15 protein-coding genes are annotated in these 21,104 nt (G+C 41.0%); 7 read left to right on the plus strand and 8 right to left on the minus strand.

Annotation, left to right across the window (positions count from 1 at the left end; all coding sequences use genetic code 11):
* Positions 1-43: 43 nt before the first annotated feature.
* Complete coding sequence (locus tag ACE38W_RS01925) at positions 44-2,650, minus strand: protein kinase (RefSeq protein WP_375828536.1); 2,607 nt, start codon at positions 2,648-2,650, stop codon at positions 44-46.
* Between the two features lie 319 nt (positions 2,651-2,969).
* On the opposite strand from ACE38W_RS01925, the gene ACE38W_RS01930 reads away from it, so the two are divergent.
* The 3 genes from ACE38W_RS01930 to ACE38W_RS01940 all read left to right on the plus strand — a co-directional run bounded on the left by ACE38W_RS01930 (position 2,970) and on the right by ACE38W_RS01940 (position 10,379).
* Positions 2,970-6,074 carry a SusC/RagA family TonB-linked outer membrane protein gene (locus ACE38W_RS01930; RefSeq protein ID WP_375828537.1) on the plus strand — a complete coding sequence of 1,035 codons (3,105 nt, stop codon included), beginning with the start codon at positions 2,970-2,972 and terminating at the stop codon, positions 6,072-6,074.
* 103 nt (positions 6,075-6,177) lie between these two features.
* Entirely contained in the window at positions 6,178-7,494 is a 1,317-nt protein-coding gene (locus ACE38W_RS01935; protein WP_375828538.1) for a RagB/SusD family nutrient uptake outer membrane protein, read from the plus strand.
* Between the two features lie 260 nt (positions 7,495-7,754).
* The gene (locus ACE38W_RS01940; protein ID WP_375828539.1) at positions 7,755-10,379 is read left to right on the plus strand and encodes an outer membrane beta-barrel protein; all 2,625 of its coding nucleotides are present in this window, start codon (positions 7,755-7,757) and stop codon (positions 10,377-10,379) included.
* 124 nt (positions 10,380-10,503) lie between these two features.
* Here ACE38W_RS01940 and ACE38W_RS01945 read toward each other — a convergent pair whose 3' ends face one another.
* From ACE38W_RS01945 to ACE38W_RS01960, 4 genes are all read right to left on the minus strand, one after another.
* Complete coding sequence (locus ACE38W_RS01945) at positions 10,504-10,695, minus strand: hypothetical protein (RefSeq protein ID WP_375828540.1); 192 nt, start codon at positions 10,693-10,695, stop codon at positions 10,504-10,506.
* A gap of 21 nt (positions 10,696-10,716) precedes the next feature.
* Entirely contained in the window at positions 10,717-11,052 is a 336-nt protein-coding gene (locus tag ACE38W_RS01950) for a DUF4870 domain-containing protein (protein WP_375828541.1), read from the minus strand.
* A gap of 102 nt (positions 11,053-11,154) precedes the next feature.
* Positions 11,155-11,778 carry a response regulator gene (locus ACE38W_RS01955; protein ID WP_375828542.1) on the minus strand — a complete coding sequence of 208 codons (624 nt, stop codon included), beginning with the start codon at positions 11,776-11,778 and terminating at the stop codon, positions 11,155-11,157.
* Positions 11,779-11,787: 9 nt separating this feature from the next.
* A complete protein-coding gene (locus ACE38W_RS01960) occupies positions 11,788-14,025 on the minus strand; it encodes a sensor histidine kinase (protein ID WP_375828543.1) in 2,238 nt (745 codons plus the stop codon).
* Between the two features lie 111 nt (positions 14,026-14,136).
* On the opposite strand from ACE38W_RS01960, the gene ACE38W_RS01965 reads away from it, so the two are divergent.
* The 3 genes from ACE38W_RS01965 to ACE38W_RS01975 all read left to right on the plus strand — a co-directional run bounded on the left by ACE38W_RS01965 (position 14,137) and on the right by ACE38W_RS01975 (position 16,281).
* Positions 14,137-14,628 carry a hypothetical protein gene (locus ACE38W_RS01965; protein ID WP_375828544.1) on the plus strand — a complete coding sequence of 164 codons (492 nt, stop codon included), beginning with the start codon at positions 14,137-14,139 and terminating at the stop codon, positions 14,626-14,628.
* A 222-nt stretch (positions 14,629-14,850) separates the two neighbouring features.
* Entirely contained in the window at positions 14,851-15,537 is a 687-nt protein-coding gene (locus tag ACE38W_RS01970; RefSeq protein ID WP_375828545.1) for a dihydrofolate reductase family protein, read from the plus strand.
* Between the two features lie 105 nt (positions 15,538-15,642).
* Positions 15,643-16,281 (plus strand): hypothetical protein, encoded by a 639-nt coding sequence (locus tag ACE38W_RS01975; RefSeq protein WP_375828546.1) that lies wholly within the window; start codon positions 15,643-15,645, stop codon positions 16,279-16,281.
* Between the two features lie 77 nt (positions 16,282-16,358).
* Here the strand turns inward: ACE38W_RS01975 and ACE38W_RS01980 are convergent, their stop codons facing one another.
* The 3 genes from ACE38W_RS01980 to ACE38W_RS01990 form a co-directional block, all read right to left on the minus strand.
* Positions 16,359-18,101: an amidohydrolase gene (locus ACE38W_RS01980; RefSeq protein ID WP_375828547.1), complete on the minus strand. Its 1,743-nt coding sequence runs from the start codon at positions 18,099-18,101 to the stop codon at positions 16,359-16,361.
* Between the two features lie 145 nt (positions 18,102-18,246).
* Entirely contained in the window at positions 18,247-19,668 is a 1,422-nt protein-coding gene (locus ACE38W_RS01985) for an RtcB family protein (protein ID WP_375828548.1), read from the minus strand.
* A 316-nt stretch (positions 19,669-19,984) separates the two neighbouring features.
* A complete protein-coding gene (locus tag ACE38W_RS01990; RefSeq protein ID WP_375828549.1) occupies positions 19,985-20,170 on the minus strand; it encodes a hypothetical protein in 186 nt (61 codons plus the stop codon).
* A gap of 74 nt (positions 20,171-20,244) precedes the next feature.
* Here ACE38W_RS01990 and ACE38W_RS01995 point away from each other — a divergent pair, with 74 nt between their 5' ends.
* Positions 20,245-21,027 carry a hypothetical protein gene (locus ACE38W_RS01995; RefSeq protein ID WP_375828550.1) on the plus strand — a complete coding sequence of 261 codons (783 nt, stop codon included), beginning with the start codon at positions 20,245-20,247 and terminating at the stop codon, positions 21,025-21,027.
* The last annotated feature ends 77 nt before the right edge of the window (positions 21,028-21,104 follow it).

Raw genomic sequence — 21,104 nt, forward strand, 5'->3', positions numbered from 1 at the left:
GACGATTCCCAAAGAAATATATCCGGATATTTTTAATTATGTTTTATTGGAGTAAATGAAATCCTTTTGAATGTTGAATATTATTAAATCGGTTATAGAAGGATATAATGCCTCCAATACCATAGAAAAAATCAAAGCTAACGTTTTGAGCTATATCGCTATACCAATAAGCTGAAGAGTCAGGATGGTGAATAAGTAATTTGTCAAAATATGATTTTATTGATTTTGCAATTTGAAACCATTTTTCATCCGATGTGGCATGAAATGTATCCAGTAAACAATGGCCCAGACCAGCTATTCCATTTGCGTATCCTAAATCATTTTTTGAAAAATTATTTATCGTTTCATTGAGTATCTTTATTCCTGCTTTTAAGTGCCGATTATCATTTAATATATTATATCCATTTAGAAATAGAATTGATAAGCCAAGATTCCCATTTGTGAGCGACCTGTTTCCCGGAAAATGCATAGGATGGCTATTTAACCATTCTAACTTTTCTTGGCAGAATAATTGAACAAAAGAATCTTTATAGGTATTGGAATATTTCAATAAGTAAAATATTACTCCTATTCCTCCTTGGCCCAAATCATTAGCATTAAAATGTAGAAAAAAGTCTCTGTGTGATTTATTTATTTTTTCACAGTTAGATAATATTTCGGCATTTATTTTTTGTGCCGACTTGTCAGGAACACAACCAGGAAGAAAAGAGTTACTTAACAACATAGATAATCCTAGTCCAGAAAGTCCATCCGCCAGTGTTAAATTTTTCCTTTCTAAATCAATCATTGAATCAAAGATGCTATTTATTTTCTCCGGTGTAATATCTAAAAGATGGTTGCTCACCGCATATGAAAGAGCTGTAGGGATTCCATAAACACCTGTAAATAAACCCTTAAGGACTTTTTCATGGGATGCGACCGTATTAAAAAGGACATCGGCGTTTACCTGCATTACATTTTGCAATTTGCTTCGCAATGTATCTTGTACTATGCTGTCTGATAAACAAAGCATAATGCCTGATATGCCAGTTTGTAACCAAGGTGAGACTTGCCTATCTGTTTTAGAGGTTATTACTCCTGATGCTGTAGAGTTGAACACTGAAGTCCATCGACCTTTTTCATCTAGGTAGTCAGGTGATGTAGAGAAGCGAATAAGTTTCTCCAGGTTTTCCAAAGTTTTATCCTTTTCATAAAATTCCTGTTTTCCTCTGCTATCACCATGCAGGCTCACAGAAATTTTTTTCATTTCTTCTGCTATTTCTAATATAGTTGGTCGATTATGACTATCTCCAATACATCTATTGATTATATTTAAGATGGTGGGGTTATTGATATGTTGACTGAGGTCGGAAAGTAGCCTGTCGTTATTTCCGGTTAGTAAAGAAGGATAAATTCCTGTCAAGATATAGATCATCAGACATCCCAAAGAATATATATCTTCTGCTTTATCTGGGGTTTCCAGTTGGGCCTCTGTTTTATTTCTCTCACTAAAGCCCATGGTTCGGCCCCAGAAAGATGATTTAGACCCATCTGGATCGGTTTGATCATAACTTAAACTAAAATCGATTATTTTTACATTTTCTTTCTTTACTAAGAAATTGTTAGAAGAAATATCTCTATGAATTATATTGTGATGATGCAGTGTTGCAATAATATCAATGCACTGTAACAACAGCTTAAATAACTTATTCTTATTTTCCGATGTTAATTCTTCCCAGGATTTGATTGAATAGATCTTTGTAATTGTGTAATTAATTTCCTCACCTCTTAAGTAACTTGTAATGATATACGAAACATCATTGTCATGGATAAGATCAAATGGAATGTTTGTTATTTTTTCTGTTTTTAGTTTGGAAATGATTTTATAATGCCATTCTATGTTGTCTCTGGCATCTTTATTATGAGCATTAACAAAGTAATTCGACTTTCCTTCTTTAATAAGGCACCATATAGGTTTAAATAGATTCTTAAAGTATAGACCTTTGTATACATTTCCTTTGAATGCCTCACGGATTTTTTTGGTCACAATTACTTTATCCTTTATGATTTTTGGATTACTGATTCTAACTGGCTTTTCTTTCAGAAAACCTGTGAATGGCCAATCTTTGGTGTCACCATCATAATGTTCGAGATTTTGCGGGCTGATTGAATTGTCTATATTAATGACAAGCCATAAGGGAGTGCCATCTTGAGATTGAGCCTCGATTGCATTAAATTCTGCTTTCCTAACAAAGATATTATTTATGATATGGATGCTTTTTGGAATTGTTGTGTAGTTACATGATGTAGTTCGACCTTGTATTGAATTTATGATTTCTATAGCTTGTTCGTCATTTTCTGGAAATATAGTTACCACTGTACCCATTCTTTCCAGCCCATAATCTCCATTGATAAATTTTTTGGAAGTTAATGGCGACAATGGTATTTCAAATGCCCATTCTTTTTCAAGTAAAAATGGCAATATAGAAGGTAGAAATCCACTGACCTCATGTTGTACTGAACTTAATAATATTACCCAGCCACTGAATTGTTTTTTTTTACCTACAGATATTAGGTGCCCTGATGTATTATATGTCCTGCCTGATTGCTCAATAATAACTGTATACTGGTCATTCTGTATTGAAGATGGGAAACTTACTTCTCCATTCATGCTTGATAATTTATTGCTGTTTTTATTGTTTTCCTGTTTGTTGTACCAAATTATTGATAGGTTCTGCAATTACACTGCAGCTTTACACTTTTACGAAAAAAAGTTTAGTGAAAATCCTTTGTGATTTGGTAAAAATTACAATTGTCATTGTTTTAGTTGGATGCAATGTGATTATATATTTGCGTTATGCAAATGTTAATTCACGGTTAAAAAAAAAGCAAGTCAAGTATTGAAAGTAATAGCTAAAATCCTGATGTCTAGTGTTGAGTGTTATTTCGGAGTAATTATATGAAAATTGCAAAGCATCAAATTAATCCATATGCAACGATTGTTACCAGCATTTGTCCTTCTGACCTTTATCTATTTTAAGAGCAATGCAACTGATAATTGCAAATCTATATCAGTCAAAGAAAAGGCAGATTCAGTTATATATCCCAAAATATCTGGTCGGATTGTCGGAGAGGATGGCCAAGGATTGGCTGGTGTCGGTGTTATTCTCAAAGGCAGTAATAGAGGAACGGCCACGGATAGTTTGGGCGTTTTTCATCTGAGTAATATAAAGCAAAATGGAATATTGGTATTAAGCTATTTGGGCTTTGACAAAAAAGAAATTTCAATCGTTTCAAATAAGTATATCAATGCCAGATTAGTTAAAAGTGAAAATAGGTTGGATGAAACTGTTGTTATCGCATACGGAAGAACCACGAGGAAATATAATACTGGAAATATTGTTTCTGTGAATGCAGTTGACATAGCAAAGCAACCAGTAAATAATCCCCTATTAGCATTGCAAGGTAGGGTGCCTGGATTAATGATTACTCCTACTACAGGAAGCGCTGGTTCTGGTATTCGTGTAAATATACAGGGAACAACCAGTTTATTCAGTAATCTTTCTATGAATGATCCACTTTATGTAATTGATGGCATTCCTTATACCTCGCAATTGTTGCCTAATAATGGTGAAATTTTAGGGAGATCAGGTGGTCAGTTTACTCCTGGTGAAAGTGGTAGTCCGCTTTCCTTTATCAATCCTTCTGATATTGAAAGGATTGATATCCTTAAAGACGCGGATGCCACTGCTATTTATGGATCAAGAGCGGCTAACGGTGCAATTTTAATAACAACAAAAAAGGGGAAGCCTGGAGCACTTAAAACAAATGTTAACCTTCAGACTGGCTGGTCTAAAATGGCGAGAAGAATGAAGGTAATGAATACAGAGGAGTATCTTACTATTAGGAATGAAGCATTTGCTAATCAAGGAGTAAAACCTAGCGCCGACCCTGGTAGCCCTCAATATGCCCCTGATCTTATGCTTTGGGATACCACAAGATCTGTCAACTGGCAAAAAGAATTACTCGGAAAATCTCAAAATTACACAAAAGCAGAGGTTTCATTAAGTGGAGGTGCTGGAAATACTAGTTTTTTGGCTTCTTTAAACTATAACACACGAAATAGTATTTTCCCATCTTCTTATGGAGGAGAAAATGTTGATCGGACGGCAAGCGGACACCTAACAGTTAGTAATTCATCCAAAGATTCAAAATTTCGATCGACTATTGCTATCTCTTATTTGTTTGACAATAATAAGCTTCCTCAATTTGATTTTACTCCTCAGGCAATTCTTACTCCACCCAATGCCCCCAACTTTAAAAATCCTGATGGAACACTTAGTTGGGGAGATATTAATGGGAATTTAACTTTACTTGGCTATAATCCGCTTTTAGGTAGTTATAGTGTGTACAAAGTGAAAACATCCAATTTCTTATCCAGCTTAAATATGGATTATGATTTTGCTCGTTTTTTCACATTTAAAGTTACCATGGGATACAACGTAATGCAAGCTAATGATAAAGCTTATCTTCCCAATCTTCCTTTTCCTCCATTTATTGCACAGTATAATCCTCGATCCGCTACCTTTTCAAGTAATCAGATAAATAATTGGAGCATTGAGCCGCAACTTAAGTTTAGCAAAAATATATTTGGCGGAGCACTTGAAGCATTATTAGGAGCCAGTATTCAGCAAATGAATAAAGATGGATTAAAGCAAGTCGGAAATGGATTCGGAAGTGACATGGCTATGGATGATATTGCACAAGCATCTACCGTAAACATTCAATCCCATACTGTATCTCAGTACAAGTATGCCGCTGTATTCGCTCGTTTGAATTATATTTTCAGAGATCGATATATTTTTAATTTAACTGGAAGAAGAGATGGTAGTTCCAGATTTGGAAGAAATAATAGATATCATAGTTTCGGATCTGCAGCATTCGCTTGGCTATTGTCTGATGAAAATTGGTTTAAGGAGAATATAGGCGTTATTAATTATGCTAAAATAAGGGCAAGTTATGGCACTACTGGTAATGATCAAATTGGAGATTATACTTACCTGGCTTCATACGCCCCATATGGGGTTGGAAGCCTTTATCAAGGTATAATATCTTATTTTACAGGTCAGCTTTCTAACCCTTATTTGCAATGGGAAGAAACAAAGAAATTGTCTATTGGTTTAGAATGGGGATTGTTGAATAATCAATTGCTTTTTAATTTAAGTTATAATAGAAATAGGACAACTAATCAATTGACGAATTATAATTTGCCTAGCACAGCTGGATTTTCAGGTATCGTGAGGAATTTTCCGGGACTTGTACAGAATTCATCTTTTGAAGGCTCTATTACAAGCGTAAACATCAGGCAACGGAATTTCAGATGGAATACTAGTTTGAATTTTACAGTTGCAAGGAATAAATTAGTGAAGTTCGATAATATAGAAAACTCATCATATGCAAACCAATTTATAGTAGGACAGCCAATTACATCAGTAAAAGTATACAGGTTTGCAGGTGTTAATCCACAAACGGGACTATACCAAGTATATGACAAGAATGGAAATATAACAACCAATCCACAAGTTCAGGATCAAACCCAACTGATTAATACAGCCCCTACTTTGTTTGGTGGAATACAAAATACTTTTACCTTTAAAAACTTTCAACTCGATTTCTTCTTCCAATATACAGAGCAAACCTCGTTGAATAATGCAGTAGTGGGATATACTTTGCCAGGAACCCAAATCAATAATACAGTTGCTGCATTAAGTCGCTGGAGAGAGAAAGGGGATATTGCGCCAGTGCAAATGGTTACCTATAATGGGGTAAATACTAGTGATCCTTACAATTGGGTACAAGCATCAAATTATGTATATAGATCAGCTAATTTCTTGAGGTTTAAAAATGCAAGCTTATCCTATACTTTCCATTTTGCTGAAAATAAGGGATCAGACCCAAAATCTTTGAGAGCTTATATATTGGGACAGAACCTTTGGACAATAACAAAATATACAGGATTGGATCCTGAAATTCCCAACTCAGTGAATGCACCTAATCTGTTATCAATTGTTTTTGGTGCCCAGCTTACCTTATAGTAAAACAGATCTTATGAGCTTATTCAGAAAAATATACTTAATCGCCATCTCCTGTTTTTTTGCTTCATGTGAGGGCCTCGTCAACGTAAACCCTCCCGTAACAATGATTACTAATGAGAATGTATTTAGTACGGATGGTACGGCAATTATGGCAACAACAGGTATTTATGCACAAATAAGTGATGGTGATATAACAAACGGATTTCGATCGCTTAATTTAAACCCATCCTTGTATGTGGATGAACTGAATTTACGGCTTGATGCCACAAGCTCAATGAATTCCTATTTCATCAATAACCTTTCCGCGACAGTTTATGGTGGAGAGTACTGGAGTAATTATTATTACTGGATCTATCGTTGTAATGATATTATTTCTGAAATAAATACTGCTAAGTCATTAAGTGCTAATGTTAAAAAGGAACTATTAGGAGAAGCAACTTTCATGCGAGCACTCTTTTATTATTATCTAGTTAACTTCTATGGAAATACTTGTTTTGTAACATCCACCGACTATACAATTAATAATACTATTCCCAGAATAGATGCAACGACTTTGTTGCAAGGCTTAGTGAATGATCTTCTAAATGCCCAAAATAATTTGTCCGATACATTTCTCGATGGATCACTCGCAACCACAACTCAAAATAGATATAGGCCTAATAAGTATGCAGCGAGTATGTTATTGACTAAAATTTATTTGCAGATTGGTAAATGGGATTTGGCAGAAACCCAGGCAACAACAATAATAAATAATAACTCATTATTTCAAATGAGTAATGTTAATAATACATTCTCTGTAAATAATCAAGAGGCAATTTGGCAACTGCAAAGTGTAAGTTCTACGGTGACAACGGCAGAAGGATTGTTTTATAGTTGGCCAGATTCTACTTATTCATCGGCCCATCCTTGCACTATTTCAAAATATCTGTTATCCGCATTTGAGCCAAAAGATTTGCGTAGATCCAATTGGGTTAATACAATATCGAATGGAAATGACACTTTTTATATACCATTTAAATATAAAGTTTTTCAGCCTGAAGGATCTCCTTCGGAAGCGTTAACTATTTTTCGCTTAGCTGATGCCTATTTGTGCAGAGCCGAAGCTCGGGCGCAGTTGAGTAAATTGACTGATGCTATCAGTGACATAAATGTCATTAGAACCAGAGCCGGTTTGGATAGTTTAGTTGGTCTGAATCAGCAGCAATGCCTGGATGCGATACTCCATGAAAGACAGGTAGAATTTTTTACCGAATTTGGATCAAGGTTCATTGATCTGAAACGGTTTAACAAACTAAATGAGGTAATGACTGTAGTAGCGCCTGCCAAAGGTGGGGTTTGGAAGCCTGAAAAGGCATTGTTTCCGCTGCCAGCGCAGGATTTGAGCAGGAATGTTAAACTAACACAAAATACAGGCTATTAGTTTATACTCCGTTTCAGCATATGGGTGTCCGTTCTATCATGACACGCTCTATTCAGTAAAATGACTTTTGCTCTAATTATTCTTGATCAGGGTACTCAACAAGTCTAGAGAGCCTCCTTCAGGGGGCTCTTTTTATTTTTAACTGTAATAATCATCATAGCCTTAGATGATAGCATAAATGGCGCTAGATTTTTCCCTTGCTACATGCTGAAGTTATATTGCATGGATAGTCTTTACATTGAGAGGAATAAGCTAGTGTAATGATTAACTGGAAATTAAAGACGTTATTATCCATTCTATTAGTAATAGCTATATCTGGCAACCTTTTAGGCCAGGTGAAAGTTTCCAGACAAGTTGTTGATTCTGCTACACATGCGCCTATTGCCTATGCAGATATCAGTGTAAGAGGAAAAACAATAAATACAATTCTTTCTACAGATGCGTCAGGGAGGTTTGAGACCATTACCAGAGATTCCGCATTGATGGTTGTAATTTCTGCATCCGGTTATGGCTTTTTTAATTATAGAATTAACCCTTATTCAGATACGAATACTATCATATTAATCCCCAAGAAATTGGTCAACCTGAGAGAGGTAACGGTTTCCGCTAATTTTAATGGCATAAGATTTCGCAAAGATACCACCGAGTTTACTGCGGATTCTATACCACAACGTTATAGTGCGGATGTACTGGAGTTGCTCTCCTTAATTCCTGGACTCAGCTTTGCCAATGGAACCATGGTTTATAATGGAGAACCGATTGAGTACATACAGGTGGAGGGAAATGAATATAATGCTACTACTATCATTCCTTTCCTCAAATCTATCCAGGCAAAAAATATAGAGAAAATTCAAATCATTGATAGGGCCCGGCAACAGTTAACTGTAGGGCCAGTCAAGCCTGGCAATGGTACCAGAGAAAATATCCTGAATATTACATTGAAAACAGAGGCCAAATCGAAAATTTTAGGAGATGCCATGGTCGGTGTTGGCACAGATAGCCGATTAACAGGGAAGTTTTCAGCGAATAAATTTCAGGAAAAAGAACAGTTTATGCTGGCCGGAAAGTATGATAATACAAATGGGGTTGTTGATGGGAATACGCCTGGAGCAGGGGAGAATAAGCAAGGTGAGTTTAACGGCAACTATTCCCGAAATTTGGATAAGAACAATAAATTAGGTATCAATATCAAATATAATCAGACTAGCCAGCAACAACAACGCGACGTCTTACGAAACCAGGTGCTACCAACAGGGTTGCTAACCAGCCAATCTAGTGATAGTACTAAGATTGATAATAAGAAATTCTCCTTAAACTTACAATCAGACAATAGGATCAGTAAAGCAATTTTATCCAGAACTTTTGGAGGGTTCAGCACTGCTGATGGTACATCCTCCCAACTTAACCAGTTCCAATATTTAAATGCGGGTGCTATAACTTCTTCAGGCCGCACGAGCCAATATGATAGACCAAAAGAAAGGTCTGCCTCCATCACAAATAATCTCTTCATAGATCTGCCTGGCAAGGGCGGATCTTTAATATTTGCCTTAAATTATGAAGGCAAAAACGCAAATCATAACAACGAGTATTTTTCCGATATTATCTCCAACATAAGCGATAGCTTACCTCCCAAGGAAGACATCGTCCGGAGGAGAAATCCAGTTTCTCAACAAGAACGGTCCTTCAATTGGGCAATCATATATAACGTAAACCTTTCGTCCAAAATCGCGCTGAGTTACTCCCAGACAGGTGCTATTGGCAAAGAAACACAGACTTTTAATACATTCGATAACCTGGAACCAGGCGGTGATTCCTGGAAATTGAATGATTCATTAAGTGCTGATATCGTATCTCGTGATGTGTCTAGTATTAGCTACTTATCTGCGGCACTCAAGCTGAAAAATGCAGACATCTCGGCCGGTTCTGGCTTTATTTACAGGCATCTCACTGGCCATACTTTACAAGATACTGCTACCAATAACATGGCTAACTTCCTGCCGTTTATTAGCTTCAATCTCAGGCCCAATAAAGAGAGTGCCTTTAAACTGGATATTCAGACATCCTTCGCTCCGCTTAGTGCTAGCCAGCTTCTAGCCGTTACTGATTACAGTAACCCGCTACAAGTAACTGCCAGTAATAAAAATCTACGAAACGAAACCGGCGTCAAATACACGCTTTCCTATAATTATCTATTCCGTAAAAGCCTGGCTAATCTCTTCGCCAGGTTCGAGATGTATAATGGCAAAAACAAGATTACGACAGATATGAGTTATGACTCTCTCGGCCGCCAGTACTCTCATCCTATAAATATGGATGGATATAATACATACAACTTCAATCTGGATTACTCCCGCTTTCTCTTCAACAAAAAGCTGAACATAGGTATCAGCAGCAACATGCTCTGGAGCCAGACGCCCATCCGACTGAATGGTGTGGAAACTAACGTCAAAGCCACCACTATCAATGGAAGCTTGCGGCTGAATTATCTGCCGGCTAAGTCACTGAAGATAGGCGCCAACGTTGGCGGTAATATCAACAAGAGCATCTACGGCGGCACAGACAATACCACCAATATGAAGTCTATGAACTTCCAGGGCCTGGTGCAGTTCGAATCCAAATCAGGCTTTACTGCCAATGCCACCTACACACAGATTATCAACTTCGGCCTGCCGCCAGGATTAAACGCTTCTCCGGAAATACTCAATATGTCTGTGGGTAAGAAGATCATCAAAGGCAAAGCAGAAGTCAACCTGCATGTATTTGATCTCCTGAATAAATACAATACCAATACCCGCACTACCGGTATCGGCTATATCGAAGATTCCCGTACCAACTCCATACAGCGCTTTGTGATGGGTAGCTTCACCTGGTACTTCGGCAACTAATAAGGGCCAGCTCTTGCGAAGCAGGCCCCTAACATGGTTTCCAACGGAGATATAGTGCTGATATGTCGTTTTATATTATATAGCTGGTAATTACTCGTATCATCACATATGCTAGTAACATCACTTAACTGTTCCTGGTCTTTGCACTTAGCAGGTACAAGGCAGAACCGAATACTAACAGTCCTATCTTGATGCCCCAGGCTACCGCATCTCCCCAATTATAGATCCAGATCAGTATTTTGGGTACGTAGTTAAAAAAACCGGCTACAATGGACAAAAGGCCAATGATAACGAAGAATGATCCTATCTTTTGCATATTTGGAAAGTCGACTACGGGTTAAGCATTAACGTTCAGGAAAGCAAACTTATCTTCAAACATTCCGCCAATCACAGGTACAGGTTTTTTCTCTTCTTTGGCGGCATTGATAATGCCCAGTATCCACAATACCATTACAGCAAAGTTGGCATAGGCTACTACAGATAATGCAGGGATAATGCTGATCACCACACTGGTAGCCGCTCCCAGCAACAGGCCTATGATAGCCAGTCCCAGTGATTGCTTCAGGTGATAAATCACAAACGGGTCACGTTCTTTATCTTTATACTGAAAATAGGCAATTACCCATCCAATGATTGTGATATAGGAAATAATAGCGAGTGTTTTCTTATCCATTGCTGTTTGTTTTTAGCGTGTTATAATCTTGTTTTGTTATCACAAAGCTACAACCGCCAACAAGGGATTTTTATCCCTGGAAACAGCTAATTTTATCCCTGGCTATATCAATCCATATTGCGTTGCGAGCTTGATCACCGCCGTCATCGTGCTTACATCAAACTTTTCAATCAGGTTCTTACGATGGCTTTCCACCGTATGCGGACTAATAAACAACTGCTCCGCAATCTGCGTGGTAGTAAGACCTTTGCTCACCAAACCCATGATCTCTTTTTCGCGTCGCGTAATCTTTGGTATCTCTGTTAGTTCTCCTTCCTGCACCTGGCTCACGATATCCCTGGCGGCATTACAGAGATAGGTGGTGCCACTTAAAGCGGTATTAATAGCCGTAATGATTTCGTCGCCCACAGAGTTCTTCAACACATAACCATTGGCGCCGCTGTTGAGCACATTCTTGATAACAGGTCTTTCATTATGTACACTCAGCGCAATAATGCGTACGTCTTTATCCTGCTTTCTTACCTGCTGACATAAATCAATACCGCTGATATCCGGCAGATTAATGTCCAGCAATACCACGTCGGGCTGTAATGCTGCAATGCCTTCCAGTCCTGCCTTACCATTGCTGAAACAACCCGCTACTTCCAGGTCCTCATGGCGGGAGAGGAGGTTCTTTAAGCCTTCCATTACTATCGGATGATCATCTATCAATACTACTTTTATCATAATCATTTATCAGTTTACAGCACATTCAATGGTAAAGGTAGATCCTGTGCCGGAAGAATCTACTTCGAGTATGCCATGCAGCATTTCTACGCGCGACTGTATATTAGCCAGTCCTGCACCTTTCAGCGCCTGGAACTGCGATTTATCAAATCCCTTGCCATCATCTTCAACGATCAGGAAGATACGATCATCCCGTTGTTGCAACTGCACCAGTATTTCCGATGCGCCGGCATGCTTCACTGCATTGTTTACCAGCTCCTGCATGATGCGATATAACGTTACCTGACGGCTATGGCTCATATCATTTTTATAGTTGTATACCTGACAAGAAACAGGTACTCCTGATTTTTTCAGGCCATTGCAGTATTCGCGGATAGCCTCACCCAGACCGTATTTCAGCAATACTTCCGGCATCATACTGCGCGCAATGCGGCGCAGTTCATCTACGGCGCTGTCCAGGTGCAGTAATGTTTTATGTACCACCGTTTGTTGTGGAGATATCGATTCCGGCGCGTTGATAGCCGAGAGCTCTATTTTGACGCCGGAGAGTAATCCGCCTAGTCCATCGTGCAGGTCGCGGGCAAGGCGGGTACGCTCTTGTTCCTGGCCTTCCAGCATGGCGGAGAGTACGGTCATGCGGTGTTCCTGGTTGATTTTGTCCAGCTCCAGGTCGTGGAGCTTTTGCTTCTGCTTCAGGGCATTGGAGCGCTGTTTGAAGGCGTAGTAGAGCATCAGCGCGAGGAGGAACAAGGCAATGGTAAGTACAGAATAAATCTTATTCAGCTTGCGGTTATAGGTGAAGCGCTCACTCATGGCGTTCAGTTCCTGTTCGCGCTTGGAGGTCTTGAAATTGGCGGCAGACAAGGCTTTCTGCTGTATCTCTGCAGCATATTTGGCATCTAGCAGGGCATTGTCTTTTACTATGGCAGCATAACGAGCGGCGAGTAAGGCCTGGTCTTTCTGGCCGGAGAGGAATCGGGCATGTATCAGTTCCCGGTTGCGCTGTTCGGCCAGCAGCTTTATTTCCAGTAGGTTCTTTTCTTTTTTTGCCATCTCATAGCGCGCTTCCAGGTCCTTGGCTTTATTCATCTTTTCTATATCAAACAGCTCTTTATAGGTGTTCATATATAGTTTGTAGTTAGATAAAGCCCTGGTGGTATCTTTCCTTTTCTCGTAGGCTTCTGCCAGTCCGAGGTACGACTGTGAGAGGTTGAACTTATCGTATAGCGGGTCTGCCAGGCTGGTTACAACCGCATTGGTATAGAGGTCTATGGCGTTGCTGATATCGCCATTGCTGAAGGCCACATTGGCGAGGGTGTTGTATACACCTGCTTCAACGGCGTATTGTTTGGTCAGGCGTCCTTCCTCCAGGGCTATTTTGTTGTAATAGTCTATACTATCCTGGTTGGCCGGTGTTTTGGGCATATTTTCCTGGAAGATGTTGGCAATGCCGATGGCCGAGAAGGGAATATCGCTGGGGGTGATGAGTCTTTGTCTGTTGCTGCGGGCGATGTTGAGAGAATATCGCATGTAATACAATGCGGAGTCGAGGGCGCTGCTGTATTCCTTGTTATCGGTGCGGTATAGGTTCAGGAAGTAGGCGCCTCTTTCCTGGCTGGCGCTGATCAGCTTTTCGAGCATGCCTAGCTTCATGGCAGCGTTGAGGGAGAGGCGGGTGTATTTATCTACGTTGCCGAGGTCGTACCATTTGAAGTAGATGCCGGCCAGTTCGGAGTAGATGGTCTGGCAATATTTGAGGCCGTTGGGCTGCGACTCCATGATGTCCAGGGCTTTCTGGAGGGTGTTGATGGCTTCAGTTTCTTTACGGGCGCGTGTTTCCAGCCATCCTTTCATGTACATTACGTATCCTTTGGTGATGATACTGTTAGAACGCCTGATATAATAGTTGGCGCTGTCCATGCAACGTTTGGTGGCTTCTTCGTCGCCCATGATATAGTAAGAGGCGGCCAGCATGCCGTAGGTATGGGCTCTGTACATGCCGTCTTTCATGGGGGCGGCCAGGGCAATGGATTTATAGAGGATATCCAGTCCATCGTCCTGGTTGGAGTTAAAGAACACCACCTGGCCCAGTCTATCCATGGCGTCTATACGTTTTTCCAGGGGTAGCTGGTGGTTATAGGCAATATTCCGCAGGGAATCGGCTATGTACTGGGCTGCGGCCCGTTCTGCCGTTAATGGCAGCAGGAAGCAGCATAAGCATATGGTTAGGTAAAATCGGCTCATCATATAATACTGCAAAATTACTATAGAATAGGAATTAAAAATGGCTGATTTCAGGGATATCGTCAGGGAGCCCCTGCCTGTACTTTTGCTATGTCAAAACGAAAAACTAAAGAAATGAAAAGAGTAAAAGTTATTCCCGCCTTTTTATTTGCTGCGATAGTGGCGGTATGTCTTGCCAGCTGCGGCGCTGTCCAAAACCCGGTAGAGTACAACAACAAGCTGATGACGGTAGTGAATGATAATGAAAAAAGCATGAATGAGATGAATACAGCAATGGCTGGGCAAGACTATACGAAAGCGGAAACGGTGCGTAAGTCATGGACAGAAAAGCTGGATAAAGCCATCGGTGAGGTAGATAAAATGGATGCCCTGAAAGAAGACGAAGGACTGAAAACTGCGGTGGTAAATGGTTTGAAGGCCTATAAAAAGATTGCAGATAATGATTATAAAACCCTGATAGATCTGCGCAACAAAGAAAAAAGTGGTGATGCTACGGTGCAGTTGCAGATCCAGGCATCGCTGACGAAGATCAACAATGGGTTTGATTCTATAGCAGGACAAATCAATCATGCATCAACAGCATTTGAAAAGAAATACAACAAGTAAGCATGTCCGGTGGACATAGGGTTAGAATCGGGGTTTCCATTTTTTGGAGACCCTTTTGTTTTTATAGCACTGGGGTTTGGGGGTTCTCTCCCCGCCTACGGCAGGGAGAGAGCCCCCATCCTTAGGTCGCAATGCCTTCGGCATTGCGACCTAAGCAGAACAAATCACCAGCGAAAACAAATGCCCGCCTCACTTGTAATACTATTAAAACATTACAACTTTATGAAAGTGATATGTCATATGATCTCTTCCGTAGATGGCAAGATTAAAGTGAGCGACTGGGGCGAGGCCTTATATAACAAATCTTTTTCTTCGCTATACGAAAAGTGCCATGCCGCTTACAAGCCAGAGGCCTGGCTTTGCGGCCGTGTCACCATGAGTGAGTTTGCCAATGCTGAAACGCCGGTACCGCAGGCAACCACGCAAAAGGTAGAGCGTATCACCTTTATTGCCGACCCTGGCGCCAGCTCCTTCGCTATAGCGGCGGATTCGCATGGTAAGCTAGGATGGAAAACCAATGATATTGGCGGAGATCATATTATCCAGTTGCTGAGTGAGTCTGTCAGTGATGGGTATCTCTTATATCTCCAGAAACGAAGGATATCGTATGTTTTTGCTGGCAAAGACAAGCTGGACCTGTCTTTGGGTCTAAAGAAATTACAAGACCATTTTCCTATAGATACATTAATGGTAGAAGGTGGCGGTACTACAAACGGGACCATGCTACAGGCGGGCCTTATCGATGAGTTGAGTTTACTCATTGCGCCGGTGGCGGATGGCACTACAGGTGGTAACACTATTTTTGATATACCAGGAGTGCTCACTGCTGCGCCGGGGCGGCATCTGAAATTAATATCTTGTGAGCAACTGGAAGAAGAAGTTATATGGCTGAAATATAAGTGTAAATAAATATTCTTATCGTAGGAAGTTAGGAAGCGTCTGTCTCTTTCAATAAGGATGGGCGTTTTCCTTTTTAAAACAATAAGTAATATTTGTAACACGTTTTATCTGTCTATGAAATATATTTTGCTGGCACTGGTCATGCTATCCCTATATGCCTGTAATACGCTGCCACAAAGGAAAGTGGTTGCCCTTCCTCCTCATACAAGAAAAGTTGAACTACAGTTAAAAGATAGTTTGGGTACTTTGGAATTAGCCATTCCGGAAAGGTATGATACTGCCTTTGAATGGATCTGGTATTCGGACTGTAAGCCCTGTGATCACCAGGAATATAGGTTTCAGCCTAAAGGCTTGCCTATAGATCAGGAGAGTGGCTGGATTTGGAGCCATCATCGTGAAGATTCAGTGGATAGATTAACGATTTCGCATGGTAGGGTGGTAGATCCACCATTTGATGGCGCTGGGGATATTGTGGGATATCATCGCAATCATAAAGAAGGTATCATAGCGTCGGGCAAGACGCTGCTGCTGGATACCATTCAACGCATACAGGACCGGGAGATTTCCATATTTGTATATAAGCCCTGGATATATAATGCATGTACCTTTAATAAAATCGTGGCCTATACAATGGTCAGGCATTATGAAGTGGAGTTGAATTTTGAGTTAACAACTAAAATGACGGATACACTGCACCAACATTTTATAGATAGAACGATGGCATTGATTCAGCATATTCATATGAAGAAGTAGGCTGGTAAATATTTTGCGTTAGCATCTACATTAGAAGATGCTAACGCAAAAGTCTAACAATGATTTATAAAACTTGCTTATTTTTTAACAAAAGCATCTGCCCCATACACAGGTTTACCATTTTTATAAGTAGATAATACCTTGATTTTGTTCAGTGTTTCTTTGGCGACAGTGAGTGGGTTGTCGGAGAGAATCACGATATCTGCGATGCCGTCTGCCACCAGTTTTCCTTTGCCTGATTTCTCTTCTCCCCATTGGATAGCGCCATTGACGGTGATTGCTTTCATGGCTTCCCATGGAGAGATGCACTGCTCAGGGCCCAGCACTGTTTTGCTGAAGAGCGTTCTTCTGTTCACGGCTGCATATACGGCAGTGAGCAAATCTGGCGGTGTTACCGGTGCATCGGTATGAATAGTGAAAAGAATATTTTTATCTAAGCCTGCTTTCAGCGGGCTGATATGACTGGCTCTCTCCAGGCCGAGGGTAGTGTCGCGGTGCCAATCGCCCCAGATATAAGTATGCGTAGGAAACCAGCTAGGCATGAGATAAGATTTGGCCGCGGCGAGTTTATCTACCTGGTCCGGACGACATACCTGCGTATGTACCATCACGTTAATAGCTCCTTTAGGAATCTTGCCCAGTTTATATAAGCTGTCTAGCAGTTCCAGACCTTCATCGATGGCTGCATCGCCATTGCAGTGAATATGTACCTGCATACCTTTTGAAAATACTTCCGCGAGGTATTGACCTGCTTTATCTCTTGGGTAGATTAGCTCTCCTTTGTAAGTCGCATCCTGGCCTATAGGATGATGCAGATAAGGTTTGGTCAGCGCTGCAGAGCGGCCTTGCGGGGAGCCATCGAACGTGAATTTGACAGCGCCGATTTTGAAATGATGCTGATAATTTCCATAATACTGTTTCAGTGAATCCAGCAATTTTTCATTTTGATCAAAGTCGGGGAGTACGATATAATCGCCTTTCACGAGGTCTTTATCACAGGCTGATTTGATAAGTTCAATAGTTTCAGGAGATGCGCGGCCTTCGCAGATGGTGGTAATGCCATAAGAGAACCAAAGTTTTTCTGAGGCGATGAGGCTTTTCATCATTTCTTCCGCGGTGATGCCGAAATGAGGCATCATAAACATCAATGCGTTGATGTTAGCATTTTCCATGAGCAGGCCGGTTACTTTACCGTTTTCCTTTACGATGATACCACCGGGAGGATTGCTGGTAGTATCTGTGATGCCCATGGCTTTCAGCAGTGCGCTGTTGGCAACACCCATATGGCCGCTGGAGTGGAATAAATAGATAGGATGCGTGGTGGAAATAGCATCGAGGTCTTCTTTGGTAGGCTGTTTATGTCCTTCCAGCGTGGCATCATCATAGCCATTTCCTAGTATGTAAGAGGTGTCGTCATGATAGTTGCGGCTGATATAGGCGCGCATGGTGTCCTGTATGGCTTTGATGGTATTAACATCGCCATAGGGAGAGCCTTCCAGCTTGGCGGCAAAGCTAAGGCTCGCATTCAAACCGATATGCGCATGAGCGTCAATGAATCCGGGCATGATAGTTTTGCCCTGACAGTCGATTTCTTTGGTGCCGGTTTGGGTTAGCTTTCTGATACTGTCATTGCTGCCTAATTGCAGGATTTTTCCATCTTTAATAGCGATGGCCTGATAGGTAGTACCGGAATCGGTCATGGGCACTACCACTGCATTATAAAGGACGTAGTCAGGGCCAGCGCCAGCGCCTGCATTTTTACAGGCATACAATAATAACAGGCTACAAATGAGGGGTAGTAACGTGCGAATAATTTTCATAATGATTTAAATCTGGTTTGCACACCTAACAGCTACAAAAGAAAATGGTTCATATGGTCTTCACAGTTTATACCCGGAACCGATCAATGCAAAGGCATCGACCGGTTCCGGGTGAATAATTACATGAAAGAAATCGCACAAAAAATCAATCTTCCGCACTACCGTCATCCGCCATACGCACCATTTTCGGAGTAAACTGCGCCACGGTATCTACGAGTGCTTGCTGCGCTTCCATGACGGTGAAGATATCTTTATAAGCAAACGGTGCTTCATCGGTACCGCCGCCGATTAATGTTACGCCTTCTAGTGCCAGCTTGGCTTTCATCTCTTCGTGGGAGATGGTTTTGTTGGCCTGGGTACGGCTCATTTGTCGGCCGGCGCCATGAGAAGCAGAATTGACGGATGCTGCAGCGCCTTTACCGCGTACCAGGAATCCTGGTGTGGCCATAGAGCCAGGGATGATTCCCATTACACCTTCACCTGCCGGTGTCGCGCCTTTACGGTGTACGATCACTTCTTCACCATTCAGCTGTTCTTTCCAGGCGAAGTTATGGTGGTTCTCAATTTTGGCCAGTACCTGTGCGCCAAGTGCCGCCGCTATTTTTTGATGTATCACTTCATGACAGGCAGCTGCGTAATCACCAGCCAGCTGCATGGCTTGCCAGTAATCGTTTCCTTCGGTGCTGTTCAGATCAAGGTAAGCGAGGTTTTTAGCCTCTTCTGGCAGCTTACAGATACTTTTAGCCAGGTGCGTATAATGTGCCGCCAAAATACCTCCAAAACCGCGGGAACCGGAATGTGTCAACAGTGCCAGGTATTTCCCTTTATGGATACCTAATGGCAGGTCATCTTCTACGAATTCTATAAAGCCATATTCCACAAAGTGGTTACCGCCACCAGAGCTTCCCAGTTGCGCCCAGGCTTTATCTTTCAGATTTTTGATGATCTGGTTTTCGGTAAACAGTTTATCCTCCAGCACCGCATGATCGGAACGCTGGTTGGTTTTAAAGCCAGGACCTGCGCCAAAAAGTGTGTTGCTGATCAGTATAGCCTGGTACAGGTCACGATTGTTCTCGAAATGTGTTACGGGAATATCCAGTACAGATAAGGCCATTCGGCATCCAATATCATTACCTACGCCATATGGGATCACCACACCACGGGTGGCTAATACGCCACCAATAGGAAGGGCATAGCCCTGGTGCGCATCAGGCATTAATGCTCCTGCTACAGCTACAGGTAATTTCATTGCGATGTTCATTTGTTTAAGGGCGCCATCAGCAATGTTATCACGGCCAAACACCGTATAGGCGGCAGGGTGGTCTTTCAATGGGATGACAGCATTCGAAGCTGCTCTTTCAGCTTCCTGCTGCAATGCTGCTGCCAGTGGAGCAAACACCGGATGCGCACCAAACGAGGATGGATCTTTTAATATGGCTGCGTACTGACGTAACAGTTCATCGCGGGTATAATCCAGTGAAGTGGTATCTATATGTAAAGCTACGCCTATTGCAGGGTTAGCGATGTATCCAAGTGCTAATAAATCTTTACCGTTAATAGTTGTCATGATATTTTATTTTGGGTTATTATTTGATGACAGTACAAAGATGATACTACAAGTGCGCAGTGTTATTGCGCAGTTGTTTTTTTATTTTTTCTTGAGAAGATGATTAACAGGATAACTTTTTATGTAAAGTTTTCTCCTTGTTTTTTATACATTTGAGAAGATCGGAAATTGGCTATACTTGCTGGTTTTTATTTGAATCTATGCTAAACGAAAGAGATGAAAAAGATAATGAAGTGGACGCTGATAATAGGCAGCACAGCGCTGGTAGCGTATATTGGCTTTTTATTGTATGTATATGTTTCTTTATCCTCGGCTTTTAGTGCGCTTCCTGCTGGAGGGTAGAATAATGAAAAGCAGCTATGTCTACATCTACTAAATCCCGCTCTTTCGTCTGGTACATTATTTTTATCCTTTTGCTTTTATCCGGAGCTGGTGCCATCAAAGGCATAGGAATGCTGGCACTTTGTGCAACGCTTCCCAACGGTGTATTTAGTGATGCCATGTTGCAACTGGGGCTGATATTACTGTTTGCATCATCCATAATATTCATTTGCTGTATTAGGTATTTGACTAGATATGCTGCAACAGAAAAAGATATATCTCACTAACTATCCTATGAACCGCATTATCCGATTTTTCTCCAGGCCTCCTGTGATCCTGTTTGCTTTCATCCTGTTAGCAGGTGTTGTTCTTTGCGCTATCGCTGCGCCTATGAACTATTACACAGATATGAGGAAATTTGAGGCTATGCAAAGCATGGATGTAGAAGTCCTGGAGCCGCATGATTATTGGCTGCAAGCCGATGCTATGCGCACGCGTAAAGCCATGTTGGAAGATTTGGGTAGTGGATTAATAGTTTTTGCACTAACTCTTTTTTTCTTCTGTTATAAAAAACAAATTCGTGCTTTTGCAGATCTTAAGTATCTACAGGCAAAGCAGCATAATAAATTATTGCTGTATGCCAACCTAGCATGGTTAGCATTGATACCTGCCATGATTTGTTATGGTGTTATCAGAAGTGAACGAGGCGATTATTCTCCTTATGAGGATATCGGTACTAGCGCTGATGCATTTATTATCATGATCGCTGTAGTATTACTGTTATTGCCCATTAATATTTTTCTGTTGACAGAGCAGCATCGTTTGCGCTTCCCTGCTGCTTTATTCTATCTCCCAAAATCGTATTCGTTCAGACAAGTTTTCCAGGAAATAAAATATGCTGTTATTCTCTTGCTGAACCTAGCTTGCCTGGTATTTTTTATTATTGATGGTAATCATCTGAGTATCCCCATCTGTCTGTATTTTACCTATATTTTACTTCAATACAGAGCCGGAAGATTAAATATGATCGCTTCCTAATATAAGCCCATACGCTTTCTTACTGTTTTTATTGCCTGAACCTTTCCATGATGCCCGTTGTTTCCTTTTTTGAAACA

The sequence above is a fragment of the Chitinophaga sp. Hz27 genome (assembly GCF_042263525.1).
Taxonomy (GTDB): domain Bacteria; phylum Bacteroidota; class Bacteroidia; order Chitinophagales; family Chitinophagaceae; genus Chitinophaga.

What these genes read in the sequence shown, in the direction of transcription:
- ACE38W_RS01945 (WP_375828540.1), bottom strand. Translation starts at nt 10,695, where the DNA reads ATGCAAAAGATAGGATCATTCTTCGTTATCATTGGCCTTTTGTCCATT.
- ACE38W_RS01980 (WP_375828547.1), bottom strand. Translation starts at nt 18,101, where the DNA reads ATGAAAATTATTCGCACGTTACTACCCCTCATTTGTAGCCTGTTATTA.
- ACE38W_RS01925 (WP_375828536.1), bottom strand. Translation starts at nt 2,650, where the DNA reads ATGAATGGAGAAGTAAGTTTCCCATCTTCAATACAGAATGACCAGTAT.
- ACE38W_RS01975 (WP_375828546.1), top strand. Translation starts at nt 15,643, where the DNA reads ATGAAATATATTTTGCTGGCACTGGTCATGCTATCCCTATATGCCTGT.
- ACE38W_RS01995 (WP_375828550.1), top strand. Translation starts at nt 20,245, where the DNA reads ATGCTGCAACAGAAAAAGATATATCTCACTAACTATCCTATGAACCGC.
- ACE38W_RS01955 (WP_375828542.1), bottom strand. Translation starts at nt 11,778, where the DNA reads ATGATAAAAGTAGTATTGATAGATGATCATCCGATAGTAATGGAAGGC.
- ACE38W_RS01935 (WP_375828538.1), top strand. Translation starts at nt 6,178, where the DNA reads ATGATTACTAATGAGAATGTATTTAGTACGGATGGTACGGCAATTATG.
- ACE38W_RS01970 (WP_375828545.1), top strand. Translation starts at nt 14,851, where the DNA reads ATGAAAGTGATATGTCATATGATCTCTTCCGTAGATGGCAAGATTAAA.
- ACE38W_RS01990 (WP_375828549.1), bottom strand. Translation starts at nt 20,170, where the DNA reads ATGGCATCACTAAATACACCGTTGGGAAGCGTTGCACAAAGTGCCAGC.
- ACE38W_RS01940 (WP_375828539.1), top strand. Translation starts at nt 7,755, where the DNA reads ATGATTAACTGGAAATTAAAGACGTTATTATCCATTCTATTAGTAATA.
- ACE38W_RS01930 (WP_375828537.1), top strand. Translation starts at nt 2,970, where the DNA reads ATGCAACGATTGTTACCAGCATTTGTCCTTCTGACCTTTATCTATTTT.
- ACE38W_RS01950 (WP_375828541.1), bottom strand. Translation starts at nt 11,052, where the DNA reads ATGGATAAGAAAACACTCGCTATTATTTCCTATATCACAATCATTGGA.
- ACE38W_RS01965 (WP_375828544.1), top strand. Translation starts at nt 14,137, where the DNA reads ATGAAAAGAGTAAAAGTTATTCCCGCCTTTTTATTTGCTGCGATAGTG.
- ACE38W_RS01985 (WP_375828548.1), bottom strand. Translation starts at nt 19,668, where the DNA reads ATGACAACTATTAACGGTAAAGATTTATTAGCACTTGGATACATCGCT.
- ACE38W_RS01960 (WP_375828543.1), bottom strand. Translation starts at nt 14,025, where the DNA reads ATGATGAGCCGATTTTACCTAACCATATGCTTATGCTGCTTCCTGCTG.